General features: G+C 62.3%; 13 protein-coding genes. 2 read left to right on the top strand and 11 right to left on the bottom strand.

The features are described 5' to 3' along the window. Positions 1-64 precede the first annotated feature (64 nt). Positions 65-2428 carry a penicillin acylase family protein gene (locus C4Q26_RS12695; RefSeq protein ID WP_104883133.1) on the top strand — a complete coding sequence of 788 codons (2364 nt, stop codon included), beginning with the start codon at positions 65-67 and terminating at the stop codon, positions 2426-2428. Positions 2429-2444: 16 nt separating this feature from the next. Then, positions 2445-3263 carry an alpha/beta fold hydrolase gene (locus tag C4Q26_RS12690; RefSeq protein WP_023382930.1) on the top strand — a complete coding sequence of 273 codons (819 nt, stop codon included), beginning with the start codon at positions 2445-2447 and terminating at the stop codon, positions 3261-3263. An 89-nt stretch (positions 3264-3352) separates the two neighbouring features. Here C4Q26_RS12690 and C4Q26_RS12685 read toward each other — a convergent pair whose 3' ends face one another. The 11 genes from C4Q26_RS12685 to C4Q26_RS12635 all read right to left on the bottom strand — a co-directional run bounded on the left by C4Q26_RS12685 (position 3353) and on the right by C4Q26_RS12635 (position 15505). After that, positions 3353-4138: a MetQ/NlpA family ABC transporter substrate-binding protein gene (locus C4Q26_RS12685; protein WP_023382931.1), complete on the bottom strand. Its 786-nt coding sequence runs from the start codon at positions 4136-4138 to the stop codon at positions 3353-3355. Between the two features lie 186 nt (positions 4139-4324). Beyond that, complete coding sequence (locus tag C4Q26_RS12680; RefSeq protein WP_023382932.1) at positions 4325-5155, bottom strand: sigma 54-interacting transcriptional regulator; 831 nt, start codon at positions 5153-5155, stop codon at positions 4325-4327. A 65-nt stretch (positions 5156-5220) separates the two neighbouring features. Beyond that, the gene (locus C4Q26_RS12675) at positions 5221-5802 is read right to left on the bottom strand and encodes an alpha/beta hydrolase (RefSeq protein ID WP_023382933.1); all 582 of its coding nucleotides are present in this window, start codon (positions 5800-5802) and stop codon (positions 5221-5223) included. A gap of 156 nt (positions 5803-5958) precedes the next feature. Further along, entirely contained in the window at positions 5959-6948 is a 990-nt protein-coding gene (locus C4Q26_RS12670) for a sulfate/molybdate ABC transporter ATP-binding protein (RefSeq protein WP_104883132.1), read from the bottom strand. A gap of 3 nt (positions 6949-6951) precedes the next feature. Beyond that, the gene (gene cysW, locus C4Q26_RS12665; RefSeq protein ID WP_023382935.1) at positions 6952-7824 is read right to left on the bottom strand and encodes a sulfate ABC transporter permease subunit CysW; all 873 of its coding nucleotides are present in this window, start codon (positions 7822-7824) and stop codon (positions 6952-6954) included. A gap of 15 nt (positions 7825-7839) precedes the next feature. Beyond that, positions 7840-8658 carry a sulfate ABC transporter permease subunit CysT gene (gene cysT, locus C4Q26_RS12660; RefSeq protein WP_023382937.1) on the bottom strand — a complete coding sequence of 273 codons (819 nt, stop codon included), beginning with the start codon at positions 8656-8658 and terminating at the stop codon, positions 7840-7842. Between the two features lie 159 nt (positions 8659-8817). Beyond that, a complete protein-coding gene (locus C4Q26_RS12655) occupies positions 8818-9825 on the bottom strand; it encodes a sulfate ABC transporter substrate-binding protein (RefSeq protein WP_023382938.1) in 1008 nt (335 codons plus the stop codon). A gap of 48 nt (positions 9826-9873) precedes the next feature. Next, positions 9874-10056, bottom strand: a complete 183-nt coding sequence (oscA, locus tag C4Q26_RS12650) for a sulfur starvation response protein OscA (RefSeq protein ID WP_016489716.1) — start codon at positions 10054-10056, stop codon at positions 9874-9876. Positions 10057-10293: 237 nt separating this feature from the next. Continuing rightward, positions 10294-13356 (bottom strand): efflux RND transporter permease subunit, encoded by a 3063-nt coding sequence (locus tag C4Q26_RS12645; protein ID WP_023382941.1) that lies wholly within the window; start codon positions 13354-13356, stop codon positions 10294-10296. Then, positions 13353-14420, bottom strand: coding sequence for an efflux RND transporter periplasmic adaptor subunit (locus tag C4Q26_RS12640; RefSeq protein WP_104883131.1), 1068 nt, complete (start codon positions 14418-14420; stop codon positions 13353-13355). Before C4Q26_RS12640 ends, C4Q26_RS12645 begins: the two co-directional genes overlap by 4 nt. Next, positions 14417-15505: an efflux RND transporter periplasmic adaptor subunit gene (locus C4Q26_RS12635; protein WP_027907215.1), complete on the bottom strand. Its 1089-nt coding sequence runs from the start codon at positions 15503-15505 to the stop codon at positions 14417-14419. Before C4Q26_RS12635 ends, C4Q26_RS12640 begins: the two co-directional genes overlap by 4 nt. Positions 15506-15858 lie beyond the last annotated feature (353 nt).

Here is a 15858-nt window from a genome sequence, read left to right as displayed (position 1 = left end):
TCTGTTCGCGAATCCGTCGATGATCGGACCACAGTTTTGGCGTTCATGCACACAAGGAGTATCGATGAAGCGCAGCTTGACCGTGTTGGCCCTCGTCATGGCGGTGGCCGCGGGAGCCGGTTACTGGTACGTGCAAGGCAAGTTGCCGCAACGCGAGGGCGAGGTTGCCTTGGCCGGCCTGCAAGCGCCGGTCAGCGTGCGCTACGACCCCCGGGGGGTGCCGCACCTGCAGGCACGGAACGAGCAAGACCTGTACCGCGCCCTGGGTTATGTGCACGCCCAGGATCGGCTGTTCCAGATGGAAATCATGCGCCGGCTGGCCCAGGGTGAACTGGCCGAAGTGCTGGGCAGCAAGCTGGTGCCCACAGACACCCTGTTCCGCAGCTTGCGCATCCGCGAGCAGGCTGCGCTCATGGCGCGCCGCCAAGACCACAGCGCGCCGGCCTGGCAAGCCCTGCAAGCTTATCTCGATGGCGTCAACGCCTGGCAGAGCAGCCACCCCAAGCCCATGGAGTTCGACCTGCTAGGCATCACGCCGCGCCCGTTCACCGCCGAGGACACCCTGAGCATCGCAGGCTACCTGGCCTATAGCTTTGCCGCTGCGTTCCGGACCGAGCCTGCGCTGACCTACATTCGCGATCAACTCGGCCCACAGTACCTGACTCTGTTCGATCTGGACTGGAAGCCCCAGGGTGACTTGAACGCCCCCCTGGCGGCTGCCGACTGGACCAGCCTGGAAACCCTCGCCCGGCTCAGCCAAGAAGCGCTGGGCGATGCGGGCATCCCGCAGTTCGAGGGCAGCAACGCCTGGGCCATAGCCGGTAGCCGCACCCGCAGCGGCCTGCCCCTGCTGGCCGGCGACCCGCACATCAGCTTTGCGGTGCCGGCGGTGTGGTATGAAGCCGAGCTTTCAGCCCCCGGCTTCAACTTGTATGGGTATTTTCAGGCACTCAACCCCTTCGCCATGCTCGGGCACAACCGCGACTTCGGCTGGAGCCTGACCATGTTCCAGAACGACGATGTCGATCTGATCGCGGAGCGGACCAATCCGGCCAATGCCGAACACGTGATGGTCGATGGCAAGTGGCGCCCCCTCGAAAAGACAGAGCAGAAGATTGCAGTCAAAGGTGAAGCGCCAGTCACCCTCACCCTGCGCCGCTCCCCCCACGGCCCGATCGTCAACGATGTGCTCGGTGCCACCGCCAGCACCACGCCCATTGCCATGTGGTGGGCGTTCCTCGAAACCGAGAACCCAATCCTGGAAGGCTTCTACCAGCTCAACCGTGCGGACACCCTGGGCAAGATGCGCGAGGCGGTGGCCAAGGTGCAGGCGCCCGGCCTGAACTTCGTCTGGGCCAACGCGCGCGGCGACATCGGCTGGTGGGCGGCGGCGAAGCTGCCGATACGCCCCGATGGCGTGAACCCAACCTTCATCCTCGACGGCGCCAGCGCGCAGGCGAACAAGCTGGGCTTCTACCCGTTCAGCGTCAACCCACAGCAGGAAAACCCAGCCAGCGGCTACATCGTGTCAGCCAACTTCCAGCCACCCGCCACGGTGCCCGTACCGGGCTATTACAACTTGCCGGATCGGGGCCGCCAACTCGACCGCCGGCTGGCCGACCCTGATATCAAGTGGGACACCCGCAACAGCCAGTCCCTGCAATTGGACACCAGCAACGATTATGGCCCTCGCACCCTGGCACCACTGCTGTCGACCCTGCGTGCGGTGGCCCAGGGCGACGAGGAAAAAGAGCTGGTCGAACAGCTGGCCGCCTGGCGCGGCGATTACCCGCTGGACTCGATCAGTGCCACGCTGTTCAACCAGTTTCTCTATGAGCTGGCGTTCGCGGCCTTGCATGACGAACTGGGTGATACCTGGTTCCCGGTGTTGATCAGCACCCGTGTCATCGACGCCGCCCTCCCACGCCTGGCCGCCGACCCACAGTCGCCCTGGTGGAACCTGCGCGGCGGCAATGAACGCACCGACCGGACGGCCATCGTGCGCATGGCCTGGCAAAAGAGCCTTGTGCACCTGCGGGATACCTTCGGCAAGGACCCGGCGAGCTGGCAATGGGGCAAGGCCCACACCCTCACCCACAACCACCCGCTGGGAGCGAAGAAGCCGCTGAACCTGTTGTTCAATGTCGGTCCATTCGCGGCGCCCGGCACCCATGAGGTACCGAACAACCTCTCGGCGAAGATCGGCCCGGCGCCCTGGCCGGTCACCTACGGGCCTTCGACGCGGCGGTTGATCGACTTCGCAGACGCCTCGCAAGCGCTGACCAGCAACCCGGTCGGGCAGAGTGGCGTGCTGTTCGACACCCATTACGCCGACCAGGCCGAGGACTACATCAACGGCCGCTACGCCAAAGCGCAAATGGGCGTCATACCGGCCCAAGGCACGCTACGATTGAACCCGGCACATTAACCAGCAAGGCACCCCCATGCAGAAACACTTCATCGAAATCGACGGCGCCCGCATGAGCTACGTCGACCAAGGCCAGGGCTTCCCGGTCCTGCTGGGCCACAGCTACCTGTGGTCGGCCCAGATGTGGCAACCGCAGATCGAGGCGCTGTCACAACACTTCCGAGTCATCGTCCCCGAGCTGTGGGGCCATGGCGACTCCGACGCGCCACCGGCCACCACTACCGACATGGGCGCCCTGACTCGCCAGCACCTGGCGTTGCTGGATGCCCTGGATATTCCAAAGTGCCACCTGGTAGGCCTGTCGGTCGGCGGCATGTGGGGCGCACAGTTGGCCATCGAGCACCCGACGCGCATCGACCGCCTGGTGCTGATGGACACTTACCTGGGTGCCGAACCTGAAGCGACCCGGCTGAAGTACTTCGGCCTGCTGGATGCCGCCAGTGCAGCAGGCTGTTTCCCGGAGCCGCTGCTGGATATCGTCGTGCCGATTTTCTTCCATGCCGAAGGCCAGACGGTGCCAGCGGTTCGCGAGCGTTTCCGCGCGGACCTGAAGGCCAGCACCGCGCAGGCCATTCGCAACAGCCTGGACCCCATGGGCCGGGTGATCTTCGGACGCCCCGACCTGCTGGCGCGGCTGGGTGAACTGGCGGCGCACAGGACCATCGTCCTCTGTGGCGACCAGGACATCCCCCGGCCGCCGGCCGAGTCTGGCGAAATGGCAAGGATCATCGGCTGCCTGGCGGCGCAGATCCCGTTTGCAGGACACATCTCCAGCCTTGAGAACCCGCAGGTGGTGAATGATTTCCTGCTGAGCTGGTTGCCGCGCAGCGCCTGAGAAGAACGGCGCGCTCCTATCGGCCGAAAACGAAAACGCCGACACACAGGTGTCGGCGTTTTCACATCAGGCAACGCGTTAACGGCGCATCAGAACGCCGGCAACACTGCACCCTGGTACTTCTTGGTGATGAATGCCTTCACCTCGGGGCTGGTCAGGGCCTTGGCCAGCTTCTGGATGGCTTCGCTGTCCTTGTTGTCCGGACGCGCCACCAGGAAGTTCACATACGGCGAGTCGCTGCCCTCGATCACCAAGGCATCCTTGGCAGGGTTCAGGCCGGCTTCCAGCGCGTAGTTGGTGTTGATCATGTCCAGGTCGACCTGGTCCAGCACACGCGGCAGCATGGCCGATTCCAGCTCACGGAACTTGAGCTTCTTGGGGTTCTCGGCGATGTCTTTCGGCGTGGCCAGCGCGTTCTTCGGATCTTTCAGGGTAATCAGGCCAGCCTTCTGCAGGAGCAGCAGGGCACGGCCGCTGTTGCTGCCCTCGTTAGGGATCGCAATGGTGGCGCCTTCTTTGAGCTCGGCCAGGGACTTGACCTTCTTCGAATAGCCACCGAACGGCTCGACGTGCACGCCGATCACGGTTTCCAGGTGGGTACCCTTGCCTTCGTTGAAGTTCTGCAGGTACGGCAAGGTCTGGAAGTAGTTGGCGTCCAGGCGCTTCTGGTCGACCTGCACGTTGGGCTGGACGTAGTCGGTGAAGACCTTGATCTGCAGGTCGACACCTTCCTTGGCCAAGGTCGGCTTGATCAACTCCAGGATCTCGGCATGCGGTACGGGGGTCGCTGCAACTACCAGTTTCTCGGCGGCGCAGGCCAGGCCGGCGAACGACAGCGCAGCGGCCAGGGCAGTGGTCAACAGAGTCTTCTTCATGGTGTTCCTTGTTATGAACCTGGGCCATCGGTGATGGCAAAGTCGGGTGCCCAACCGTTCTAGCGGGGGGCGTGAGGCGGACAATACCGAGATTTTTTATACCGTAACAATATCTTTTAATTAGCTGCTTATTCCAAAATCAAAAAGCCATCACCCACTTTGCTTATGAGCCCTGTTGCCCGCCGTCTAGCGCGGGATATTCAGCAGGTCCAGGTGCTCCGGCAGGATCTCTTCACCGTCACAGACCAGCAACGCGAAGTGGATGACATTTTCCAACTCGCGGGTATTTCCAGGCCAGGCGTGGGCTTCGAGCGCGTGCTGCGCAGCCTCGCTGATCAGCGGCACAGCGCGCTGTTGCCGCACGCTGTAGATGCCGACGAAATACTCGGCCAGCGGCAGGATATCGCCACGCCTTTGGCGCAGCGGCGGCAGGTCCAGCGCGCCTTCGCGCAGGTACAGGTAAAGCCTCTCGTTGAATCGACCGGCCTTCACCACTCGCGCCAGATCGACGCTGGAGGCAGCGACCAGGCGTACATCAACCGCCTGCGGTTGCTGGGCGCCGACCCGGGTGACTTCACGGGTCTCGAGGGCGGCAAGCAGCTTGCCCTGAACAGCCAGCGGCAAGTCGGCTATCTCGTCCAGGTACAAGGTGCCGCCATTGGCCGACCCGAACCAACCGGCTCGACTGCTGGCGGTTCCACCATGGGCGCCGGCGCTGTAGCCGAACAGTTCGGCATCGGCATAGGTGGGACTGATGGCCGCGCAGTTGACCGACACGAACAGCCCGCTGCGATCACTGGCCCGATGGACCTGACGCGCCAGCAATTCCTTGCCGGTGCCGGTTTCACCCCGTATCAACACTGGCAGCGGTTGGGGGGCCAGTCGCTCCAGCGCCTGACGCAAGGCCTGCGAACGAGGGTCGATGAACACCAGCGCCTTGGCACGGATGCTCAGGGGGCTTTTGTCCAGTTCAGGAAAGGTCAGCAGCGGCTGGCCAAATGGGTTTTGAAGGGTCATGACGAACTCCCGCCCCAGACCTGCGATGGCCGGGCGTCAGGTGCAGCGGTAATCGGTAGGGTCGCTCAGGCGCGGCGCAGTGCGCGCTGTTCGACCCGGCTTTGCAGGCGGTACAGGTAGGCGAAGCCCTGCTCCCAGCGCTCATGTCCGGACTTCACGTTGATATGTCCGGCGTTGGCCAACAACCCCGCTTCGGCACCCCAGGCGCGAGCCAGGTACAGCGCACGGGGCACGCTCACCGCCGGGTCATTGTCGGAGCTGACCACCTGGCTGGGGAACGGCAGTGCCTGCAGCGGGATAGGCGCAAAGTTGCGCAGTGCCGGCGCACAGGTAGGGCGCTCGACATCGGCGGGCGCCACGAGCAATGCACCGCGCACTCGACGTAGCAGGGACGGGCTGGCGTGTGCAGCCCAATGGGCCACGGTAATGCAACCCAGGCTATGGGCAATGAGAATCACCGGCGAGCGTTCAGCGGCGATGGCCTGCTCCAGTGCTTGAACCCAATCATGGCGTTGCGGGGTCAGCCAGTCGTGCTGTTCGACCCGGGCACTGTTGGGCAAGGTACGCTGCCAGTGACTCTGCCAGTGGTTGTCTGGCGATCCTTGCCAGCCCGGCACAATCAGGTAACGAATCGACTCATTGCGCATGGGGACGCCTCCAGTAAGTTTGCGTGCTTGGAGACCAGTATAGGGAGGGAGTTATATTCGTAAAGGAATAAGAAGCTATTTATTAATAACCAAAATTACTGCCGTCCGTGAATGCAAAAAACCCGGGACATGCCCGGGTTCTTTGTTTCTGGCGGCTCAGATATCCGCCACCTTCTGCCAAACCTTCGGCCGGAAGAACAAGGTCTCCCCACGGGTCAATCCGGTAAGGCTGTCGTGATCCTTGACCACCTCTGCCTCGATCAGCTCGCTCTGCCCCTCCACCTTCAAGGTCACCCGGGTCGTGGCGCCCAATGGGCGAATGTCCCGCACCTCTGCCGCGTGATGTCCTTCCGTCTCGTGCCGCGACAGCGACACCTCGTGCGGGCGGAACAGCACATGGTGGCCTTCGCTCAAGCTCAGGCGGTTGGAGTCACCCAGGAAGTGATAGACGAAATCGTTGGCCGGCTTTTCGTACACCTCACCTGGCGAGCCAATCTGCTCGATCACGCCCTTGTTCATCACCACGATGCGGTCAGCCACTTCCATGGCCTCTTCCTGGTCATGGGTGACGAACACCGAGGTCAGGTTGATGTCCTCGTGCAGGCGCGCCAACCAGCGGCGCAGCTCTTTACGGACCTTGGCGTCCAGGGCGCCAAATGGTTCATCGAGCAACAGCACCTTGGGCTCTACCGCCAGTGCGCGCGCCAGGGCGATACGCTGGCGCTGGCCACCGGACAACTGCTCGGGGTAACGGTCGGCCAGCCAGTCGAGCTGAACCATGTTCAGCAGCTCGTGCACCTTGTCGGCAATCTTGCTTTCGCTCGGACGCTCGCCCTTTGGCTTCATGCGCAGGCCGAAGGCAACGTTGTCGAACACACTCATATGGCGGAACAGCGCGTAGTGCTGGAACACAAAACCCACGTTACGGTCGCGCACATCGTGGCCGGATACGTCCTCGCCGTGAAACACGATGCTGCCCTGATCCGGGGTTTCCAGGCCAGCGATGATGCGCAGCAGCGTGGTCTTGCCGCAGCCGGACGGGCCGAGCAAAGCCACCAGCTCACCGCTGTGGATATCCAGGTTGATGTTGTCCAGGGCCTGGAAGCTGTTGAAGCGCTTGCTGACGTTACGAACTTCGATCGACATGAATTATTCCTCCGCTGCGCTTTGGCGCAGGCGGTTAATACGGTTCTCGCTCCACTGCTTGAGCAGCAGGATGAAGAGCGCCAGGATCAGCAGCAGGCTGGCCACGCTGAAGGCCGCGACGTGGTTGTACTCGTTGTAGAGGATCTCCACGTGCAGCGGCAAGGTATTGGTGACGCCGCGAATATGGCCAGAGACCACCGACACCGCGCCGAACTCGCCCATGGCCCGGGCGGTGCACAGCACCACGCCGTAGATCAGGCCCCACTTGATGTTCGGCAAGGTCACGTGCCAGAACATCTGCCAGCCGTTGGCACCGAGCAGGCGTGCTGCTTCTTCTTCCTGGGTCCCCTGCTCCTGCATCAGCGGGATCAGTTCACGGGCCACGAAGGGCACGGTAACGAAAATGGTCGCCAGGACGATGCCCGGAAGGGCGAACACGATCTGGATATCATGGTCCTGCAACCAAGGCCCGAAAAGGCCCTGTGCACCGAACATCAGCACATAGACCAGACCTGCGATGACCGGCGAGACCGAGAACGGCAAGTCGATCAGGGTGACCAGCAGGCTTTTGCCGCGGAAGGTGTACTTGCTCACGCACCATGCGGCGCTAACACCGAATACAAGGTTCAGCGGCACAGAGATGAACACCGCCAGCAGGGTGAGCTTGAGCGCCGACAGTGCGTCTGGCTCGAAGATTGCCTCGAAGAACGTACCGAAGCCATTCTTGAGTGCCTGCGACACCACGATGAACAACGGCAACAACAGGAACAGCGTGAAGACCAGCCAAGCCAGACCGATCAGTACCCGTCGCGAAGTAGCACTGCCACGACGGGCGGCGTTGGCGGCGGCAGCGGCGCCAATGGATGAACTAGACATGAGCCACGGCCTCCTTCAAGGGGTTTCGATGCGGCGCTGCAGCAGGTTGATCAGCAGCAGCAGGATGAAGGAAACCACCAGCATCAGCACGCCGATGGCCGTGGCGCCGGTGTAGTCGTACTGGTCGAGCTTGACCATGATCAGCAACGGCAGGATCTCGGTCTTCATCGGCATGTTGCCGGCAATGAAGATCACCGAACCGTACTCACCCACGCCACGGGCAAAAGCCAGGGCGAAACCGGTCAGCCAGGCGGGCAGCAGCGCTGGCGCCAGGATGTGGCGAAACACTTGTAGCGGCTTGGCACCCAGGCAGGCAGCGGCTTCTTCGACTTCACGCGGGATATCCGCCAGCACCGGCTGCACGGTGCGCACCACGAACGGCAGGGTGACGAAGGTCAGCGCAAGCGTGATGCCCAGCGGGGTGTAGGCGATCTTGAAGCCCAGATCGGTGGCGAACTGCCCTACCCAGCCGGCCGGTGCATACAAGGCCGTCAGGGCGATACCCGCCACCGCGGTGGGCAGGGCGAACGGCAGGTCGATCATCGCATCGATGATCTTGCGTCCCGGGAAGGTGTAGCGCACCAGCACCCAGGCCAACAAGGTGCCGATCACGCCATTGATGATGGCGGCGAACAGCGCAGTGCCGAAACTCAGCTTGAGCGCGGCAAGCACTCGCGGCGCGCTGACGATGTTCCAGAACTGTTCCCAGGTGAGCTGTGCGGCATGCACGAACATGGCGGCCAGTGGTATCAGCACTATCAGACTGAGGTACACCAAGGTGTAGCCCAGTGTCAGCCCGAAGCCGGGTATGACGGGGGAAATGCGACGCGACATAAATATCCCTGGTTTAACGCACTTGGCCCGGCAATTCTGCCGGGCCGGTGCAAGCTTCTGAATCACGCGGCCGCCGCCACAGGAGATCGCGATTCCTAATGGCAGCGGCCTCGTGTCGCGAAAGGGCTGCATAGCGGCCCCCGCGCTTTTTCATGACCCTTACTGTGCCTGATAGATCTGGTCGAATACACCGCCGTCATTGAAGAACTTAGGTTGTGCAGTCTTCCAGCCGCCGAAGTCCTTGTCGATCGTCACCAGTTCCAGTTTCGGGAACTGCTTGCCGAATTCGGCGGCCACCTTCGCGTCACGCGGACGGTAGAAGTTCTCTGCGGCGATCTTCTGGCCTGCAGGGCTATACAGATGCTTGAGGTACTCCTCGGCGATCTTCTCGTTACCCTTCTTCTGGGCGTTCTTGTCGACCACGGCCACCGGCGGCTCGGCCAGAATCGACAGCGAAGGCACGACGATCTCGAACTTGTCGCTACCGCCATCTTCCTTCAACGCCAGGAAAGCTTCGTTTTCCCAGGCCAGCAGAACATCGCCCTGACCATTGTTGACGAAGGTGATGGTCGAGCCGCGGGCGCCGGTATCCAACACTGGCACGTGCTTGAACAGCTCCTGCACATAGGCCTTGGCCTTGTCTTCACTGCCACCGGTTTTCAGGCCGTAGGCCCAGGCGGCCAGGAAGTTCCAGCGGGCGCCACCAGAGGTTTTCGGGTTGGGGGTGATGACCGAGACATCCTGCTTGATCAGGTCGCCCCAGTCCTTGATGCCTTTCGGGTTGCCCTTGCGCACCAGGAACACGATTGTCGAGGTGTACGGGGTGCTGGCATCCGGCAGGCGCTTCTGCCAGTCCTCGGGCAGCGACTTGCCAAGCTTGGCGACTTCGTCGATGTCTCCGGCCAGGGCCAGGGTCACCACGTCAGCGCGCAAGCCATCGATCACCGCGCGGGCCTGCTTGCCCGAGCCGCCATGGGATTGCTGGATCTTCACCTTGTCGTCCGGGTGAGCCTGCTGCCAGTGCTTGATGAATTCGGCGTTGTACTGCTGGTACAGCTCACGGGTCGGGTCGTAGGACACGTTCAACAGTTCGTAGTCCTTGGCGATGGCGGAACCGGCAAAAACAGCACTGGCCAGGGCGGCGAGCGCATAACGGCGGATGGACATGGTGAAGCTCCCGATTGGCATTTTTCTAGTTTTGAATGTGAATCGCGATCAGCCGGACTTGTTGCCAGGCTGCTGCAGGCGGAACTTCTCCTTGCGCTCGATCTGTACGACCTGCGCGTTGTGCACGGTTATCTCCACCGCACCGAAACGCAGATCGCGCAAGGCGCTCTGGATCTCACGCAGAATGGTGGCTTCGTCCTGACCGTCGATGCTACGCAGAGATGCACTCATGCTCGTTCTCCTTGGAGTGAGGTGCCGGGCAGAGGTTTGAAGGGGATGTACGCCTGGCTTGAGTGCAATAGTAGTGAGGTGGGTTTATTCTTAAAAATACTGTTTAAGAATTTTTATATAACCAAAATTAAGTCGCGATTTTACACGCGACAAAAAGCCTCGGTGGGAGCGGGCGTGCCCGCGAATGCGGCAGTGAATCCACCATCGCATTCGTGGGCATGCCCGCTCCCACAGGGTTTAATGTTGGGTTTTAGTGCTGTGTTCAGGCTCGCGGATCTTGTACCAGGCCACATACAACGCCGGCAGGAACAACAGCGTCAGCAGGGTAGCCACGATGATCCCACCAATCATGGCGTAGGCCATCGGCCCCCAGAACACTTCGCGGGCAATCGGGATCATGCCAAGGCTCGCCGCTGCCGCCGTCAGCAGAATCGGCCGGCGCCGGTGGTTGGTGGCCTCCACCACGGCATCCCAGGGCGAGAAGCCCTGCGCCTCGAACTCGTCGATCTGGGTCACCAGAATCACCGAGTTGCGAATGATGATCCCGGCCAGGGCCAGAATCCCCAGGATTGCCACGAAGCCCATGGGCGTGCCGGTGGGCACAAGGGCGATGATGACACCGATCAATCCCAGCGGTGCCACGCTCACCACCAGGAACAGCTTCTGCACACTGTGCAGCTGGATCATCAGGAAGGTCGCCATGAGGAACAGCATCAGCGGAATGACTTTGCGGATCGGCCCCTGCGCCTTGGCGCTTTCCTCCACGGTACCGCCGGTGGCCACCTCGTAGCCGGTCGGCAGTTTGCTGATGAATTCGTCGATGCTCGGTTTGAGCTGGGTCACCAGGTCGGTGGGCTGGATGTCGCCGGTCACCGAGGACTTGATGGTGATGGTCGGCTTGCGGTCACGACGCCACACCAGCGGTTGCTCCAGCTCATAGCGCACGGTGGCGAAGGCCAGCAGCGGAATGGAAGTCCCGTTGGGGCTGACGATTTGCAGGTTCTGCAGGGTATCGGGCGAGCCTCGTTCGCTGTCTTCGGCGCGCGCGACCACGTTCACCAGGTAGATGTTGTCGTTGACCTGGGTGATCTGCACGCCGCTGACGATGCTGTTCATCACATTGGCTACATCCTCGGACGAAAGCCCAAGCTGGCGTGCCTTGTCCTGGGCAATTTCGATGCGCATCACCTTACCGGGCTCGTTCCAGTCATAGATCATTTCACCGATATGCTCGTTGCGGTCGAGCAAGGTCGCCAGTTCGATGGCGTGCTTGCGCACCTGGTCGATGTCCGGGCCGCTGATCCGGTACTGAATCGGCCGCCCTACCGGTGGGCCCATTTCCAGCGACTGGACGTTGGTACCGATGCCGACGAACTCCTCGCGCAGTAGCTTTTGCAGGCGGTCCATCATGGCCTGGCGCTCTTCGAAGCCTTTGCTGACGATCACTAGCTGGGCGTAGTAAGGGTTCTGCAGTTGCTGATCGAGCGGCAGGTAGAAGCGAATGGCGCCCTGGCCGATATAGGTGCTCCAGTGCACCAGGTCCGGATCGTCCTTGATCTTGGCTTCCAGCCGGTCGACTACCTTGCGGGTCTCTTCGATCGAGGCATTTTGCGGCAGGTTCAGGTCGACCAGGATTTCCGGTCGGTCCGAGGAGGGGAAAAACTGGTTCTGCACGAAACGCTCGCAGAAGATGGCCAGGACGAACAGCAGCACGGTGCCGATGATGGTCAGCCAGCGGTTGCGCATGCACCACAGCAAGCCATTTTCGAAGGCCTTGCCCACCCGCCCCGGCTCGGCTTCATGGGGCTTCACCTGACTGCTGAGAATGTGCACACCCAACACCGGCGCAAAGAACACCGCCACCACCCATGACACCATCAGCGCGACGGCGATCACGGCAAACAAGGTGTAGGTATATTCACCGGCGGAACTGGCATTGAGCCCGATGGGCACGAAGCCCGCCACGGTCACCAAGGTGCCGGTCAGCATAGGAAAAGCGGTGGAGGTGTAGGCGAAAGTGGCTGCCTGCTCCTTGCTCTCGCCCATCTCGAGCCGCGTGACCATGACCTCCACGGTGATCATCGCATCGTCCACCAGCAGGCCCAGGGCGATGATCAGTGCACCCAGGGAAATCCGCTGCATGGTGATGCCGCTGTATTCCATGAACACGAACACCATCGCCAGCACCAATGGAATCGAACAGGCCACCACCAGGCCGGCACGCACCCCAAGGCTGACGAAGCTCACCCCCAGCACGATCACCACCGCCTCGAACAGGGCACTGGTGAAGCCACCGACAGCCTGCTTGACCACCACCGCCTGGTCGGAAACAGTGTGCACTCCGACCCCTATCGGCAAGTCTTCGACCACCTGATCCATGCGCTTTTTCAGCGCCGCACCAAACACCTGGATATTGCCACCGGCCTTCATGCCGATGGCCAGGCCGATGGCGGTTTGGCCGTTGTAGCGGAACATGGGCGATGGTGGGTCGACGTAACCGCGCTCGATGTCGGCAATGTCCGCCAGGCGGAAGAACCGGTCGTTGATGCGCAGGTTGACGGTTTCCAAGTCTTTCTCAGAGGCGAATTGCCCGGTGGTCCGCAGCGAAATGCGCTCCGGACCCGCCTCGATCACGCCCGCCGGCGTGACGGCGTTCTGCGATTGCAGGGCCTGCATGACCTGCCGCTGGTCTATGCCCAGCGCCGCCAGTTTGCGGGTCGAGAAGTTCAGGTACAGCACTTCGTCCTGGGTGCCGACCAGCTCGATCTTGCCGATATTGGGCACATCACGGACCTCGGCCCTGGCCTGCTCCACATAGTCACGCAATTGGCGCAGGGTGAGGCCATCGGCGGTGAAGGCGTAGATCGAACCGAACACATCGCCGAACTCGTCGTTGAAACCAGGGCCCTGGATACCCTGGGGGAACTGACCGCGTATGTCCTGGATCTTCTTGCGCACCTGGTACCAGATGTCCGGGATGTCCTTGGCCTTGGTGGTATCGCGAAGATAGACATAGACCGTGGACTCGCCGGGGCGGGTATAGCTCTTGGTGTAATCGAGCGAGTCGAGCTCCTCAAGCTTTTTCTCGATGCGGTCGGTGACCTGGTACAGCGTCTCGTCCTGAGTCGCCCCTGGCCAACGGGTCTGGATCACCATGGTCTTGATGGTGAAGGAAGGGTCTTCCTCACGCCCCAGGTTGAAGTACGAAAAGATCCCCATCAGCAAGCCGACGAACATCAGGTACCAGACGAAGGACTGATGCCGGAGCGCCCATTCGGACAGGTTGAAGCTTCCTTTCATTGCGCGTCCTCATCGAAGGCGACCTTCTGGCCAGGCTTGAGACTGTTCACACCCGCCGTGACGACCCGCTCGCCGGGCTGAACGCCTGAGGCCAGAACGATGCTGTCGTGGGTGCGCTCGATCAGCTTCACGTCGCGGACAGCCACAGTCTTTTGCTGCGGATCGATCACCCAGACCTGCGGCTTGCCATCACGCTCGAGCAATGCGCTCAGGGGAAGTTCGCTGCGTGGCGTGATCGCCGAGCTCAGGGTCACGCTGATGGCAGTACCCAAATGGAAAGCCGCGGGCGTACTCGCCAAGGTCAGGCGTGCACGTCGTGTGCGGGTCGTGGCATCCGCCTGGGGCTCCAGTTCCCGTAGGGTGGCAGTGGTGCTGATAGTGGGATCGAGCTGAGAGGCCACGGTGAAGGTAACGCCCTTGCCGAGCTGGTCGGCCAGGCTGATCGGCAAGTCGATGACCGCCTCCTTGACGTCCGGGCGGGCCAGGGTGACCACGGCCTGACCGGCAGTGATGGTCTGCCCGGCTTCGGCCTGCCAAGCGGTGATGACTGCCGCGTGATCGGTGCGCAAGGTGCTGTAGTCGAGCTGGTCGCGAGCCTGGCTGACTGCCGAGCGCGCCTGCTCGAGCGCAGCGCCAGTCGTCTTGAGGTTGGTCTGGGCGATGTCCAACTGGGCCTGGGCGCCGACACCGCGATCATACAATTGCTGCTGGCGGCGGGCGTCGGCCTGGGCATTGATCCACTGCGCCTGCACCTTCGCCAGGTCGCCCTCGGCGGCACGCAACTGGTTTTGCTGGTCGGTCGGGTCGAGCGTGGCCAAGGTATCGCCTGGTTTCACCTGGGCGCCAACGTCCAGCCAGCGCCGGGCGATGCGACCGGAAACACGAAAGCCCAGGGTGCTTTCGAAGCGCGCCTGGATGCTCCCGGCAAAGCGCCCGAGCTGGGATTGCTCCAGCGGCTCGACCTTGACCGACAGTACTGGCCGGATCGGTTCAGCCACCTGTTGCTCATCGCCGCATCCGGCAAGCAGCAGGCCGGCCAATGGCAACAGCAGCAGGCGCTTCATAGCTCACCTCCTTCGGCCTTGGCGTCGATCTTCTCCACTTGCATGCCCGGGTGCAGCAGCTGCCCACCATTGACCACGACGGTCTCGCCGCTCTTGAGGCCGCTGGCGACCACGATCTTGCCGGTGAGGTAGCGGGTGACTTCGACCTTGCGCAGCTCGACCTTGTCGCCCTCGCCCACCACCCAGACCGCTGGCTCGTGCAGGGCTTTGGTCAGCGCGGCCCAGGGCAGCTCGATGCTCGGCCGGCCTTCAGCATTGGTGGTGGCGGTGACGGGTGCGCCCAGCTGCATGCCGGGCGGCACATCGCGCAGGCCTACCTTGACCTGTACCGTGCCGCTCTGCGCGGAGACGGTCGGGGTGATTTCCCGAACGAAGCCCCGCGCCTTCACCTTCGGGTTATCCAGCAGACTGACGATGACACCTGCATCGCTGGGCGGCGCTACCAGCAACGATTCATAGACGTTGAACACTGCATCACGGTCGCCATCCTGGGCGAGGCTGAAAATCGGCATGGTCGCCTGCACCACCTGTCCGACCTCGGCCTGGCGCTCGGTGATGACGCCATCGGCTTCGGACACCAACGCGGTGTAGCTCAGTTGTTCGTTGGCGTTGGCCAGTTGCGCCTGGGCGGCCTTCAGCGCGCTCTGGTTGCTGCGCAGGGCGGCTTCGGCGGAGTCGTATTCGCTCTGGCTGGTATAGCCCTTGGGCAGCAGCTTCTGTTGCCGGACGAACGCCGCGCTGGTCTGCGTGACCCGAGCCTGGGCAGCGAACACCTCGGCCTTGGCCGAGTCGACGTTGTTCTGCAAGTCTTTCGGATCCAGCCTCGCCAGCACCTGGTTGGCCTTGACGTGATCCCCCACATCGACGCTACGCGAGATGATCTTGCCGCCGACCCGAAACGACAGGTCAGTCTGCACCCGCGCCTGTACATCACCGGTCAGCGTGACCCTGGCGGCGAAATCGGTTGGTTGGACCTCCAGTACCCCCACCCGAGGCAGTACCTCAGGCGTTTCTTCCTTGCTACAGCCCGTGAGCATGTACAACAGCCCCAGGCAGACGACCGACAGCAGACGCGTCACCGTCATGCAGGCCTCCTGGCTTGCGCGCGAACGATTCTTGGGATGCGACTGTTAGCGTAGATCAGGCTTTGGGAAACGGCACTGATGGCAGGAAGGTGGGGAAATCATGGCGGCTTCGAGGGCGCCTTCGCGGGGAAACCTGCGCTTGCAGATTCCGCATGAGCCCATCGCTACAGAAAACCTGCCATGATTGGCCTGTGCGGCGGGAGAAACGTTTGGCGCATGTTGCGTCAGCGACCCAACCCCTCTGGGATGCGGCTTGGCTTTGAGCCCCTGGTGAGGTCTTCGCGGGTGAACCCGCTCCCACAGGCTCAGTGCAGCCTGCATGAGACCTGTGGGAGCGGGTCACCCGCGAAGAG

The organism is Pseudomonas sp. SWI44, from assembly GCF_002947915.1.
GTDB classification, from domain to species: domain Bacteria; phylum Pseudomonadota; class Gammaproteobacteria; order Pseudomonadales; family Pseudomonadaceae; genus Aquipseudomonas; species Aquipseudomonas taiwanensis.
Note: the sequence above shows the minus strand (reverse complement) of the source record. Positions and strands in the feature narration are given on the sequence as shown.

Excerpts from the sequence above, each read along its gene's own strand:
- C4Q26_RS12690 (WP_023382930.1), top strand. The coding sequence starts at position 2,445 with ATGCAGAAACACTTCATCGAAATCGACGGCGCCCGCATGAGCTACGTC.
- C4Q26_RS12640 (WP_104883131.1), bottom strand. The coding sequence starts at position 14,420 with ATGAAGCGCCTGCTGCTGTTGCCATTGGCCGGCCTGCTGCTTGCCGGA.
- C4Q26_RS12685 (WP_023382931.1), bottom strand. The coding sequence starts at position 4,138 with ATGAAGAAGACTCTGTTGACCACTGCCCTGGCCGCTGCGCTGTCGTTC.
- C4Q26_RS12680 (WP_023382932.1), bottom strand. The coding sequence starts at position 5,155 with ATGACCCTTCAAAACCCATTTGGCCAGCCGCTGCTGACCTTTCCTGAA.
- C4Q26_RS12645 (WP_023382941.1), bottom strand. The coding sequence starts at position 13,356 with ATGAAAGGAAGCTTCAACCTGTCCGAATGGGCGCTCCGGCATCAGTCC.
- cysT (WP_023382937.1), bottom strand. The coding sequence starts at position 8,658 with ATGTCGCGTCGCATTTCCCCCGTCATACCCGGCTTCGGGCTGACACTG.
- C4Q26_RS12655 (WP_023382938.1), bottom strand. The coding sequence starts at position 9,825 with ATGTCCATCCGCCGTTATGCGCTCGCCGCCCTGGCCAGTGCTGTTTTT.
- oscA (WP_016489716.1), bottom strand. The coding sequence starts at position 10,056 with ATGAGTGCATCTCTGCGTAGCATCGACGGTCAGGACGAAGCCACCATT.
- C4Q26_RS12635 (WP_027907215.1), bottom strand. The coding sequence starts at position 15,505 with ATGACGGTGACGCGTCTGCTGTCGGTCGTCTGCCTGGGGCTGTTGTAC.
- cysW (WP_023382935.1), bottom strand. The coding sequence starts at position 7,824 with ATGTCTAGTTCATCCATTGGCGCCGCTGCCGCCGCCAACGCCGCCCGT.
- C4Q26_RS12670 (WP_104883132.1), bottom strand. The coding sequence starts at position 6,948 with ATGTCGATCGAAGTTCGTAACGTCAGCAAGCGCTTCAACAGCTTCCAG.
- C4Q26_RS12695 (WP_104883133.1), top strand. The coding sequence starts at position 65 with ATGAAGCGCAGCTTGACCGTGTTGGCCCTCGTCATGGCGGTGGCCGCG.
- C4Q26_RS12675 (WP_023382933.1), bottom strand. The coding sequence starts at position 5,802 with ATGCGCAATGAGTCGATTCGTTACCTGATTGTGCCGGGCTGGCAAGGA.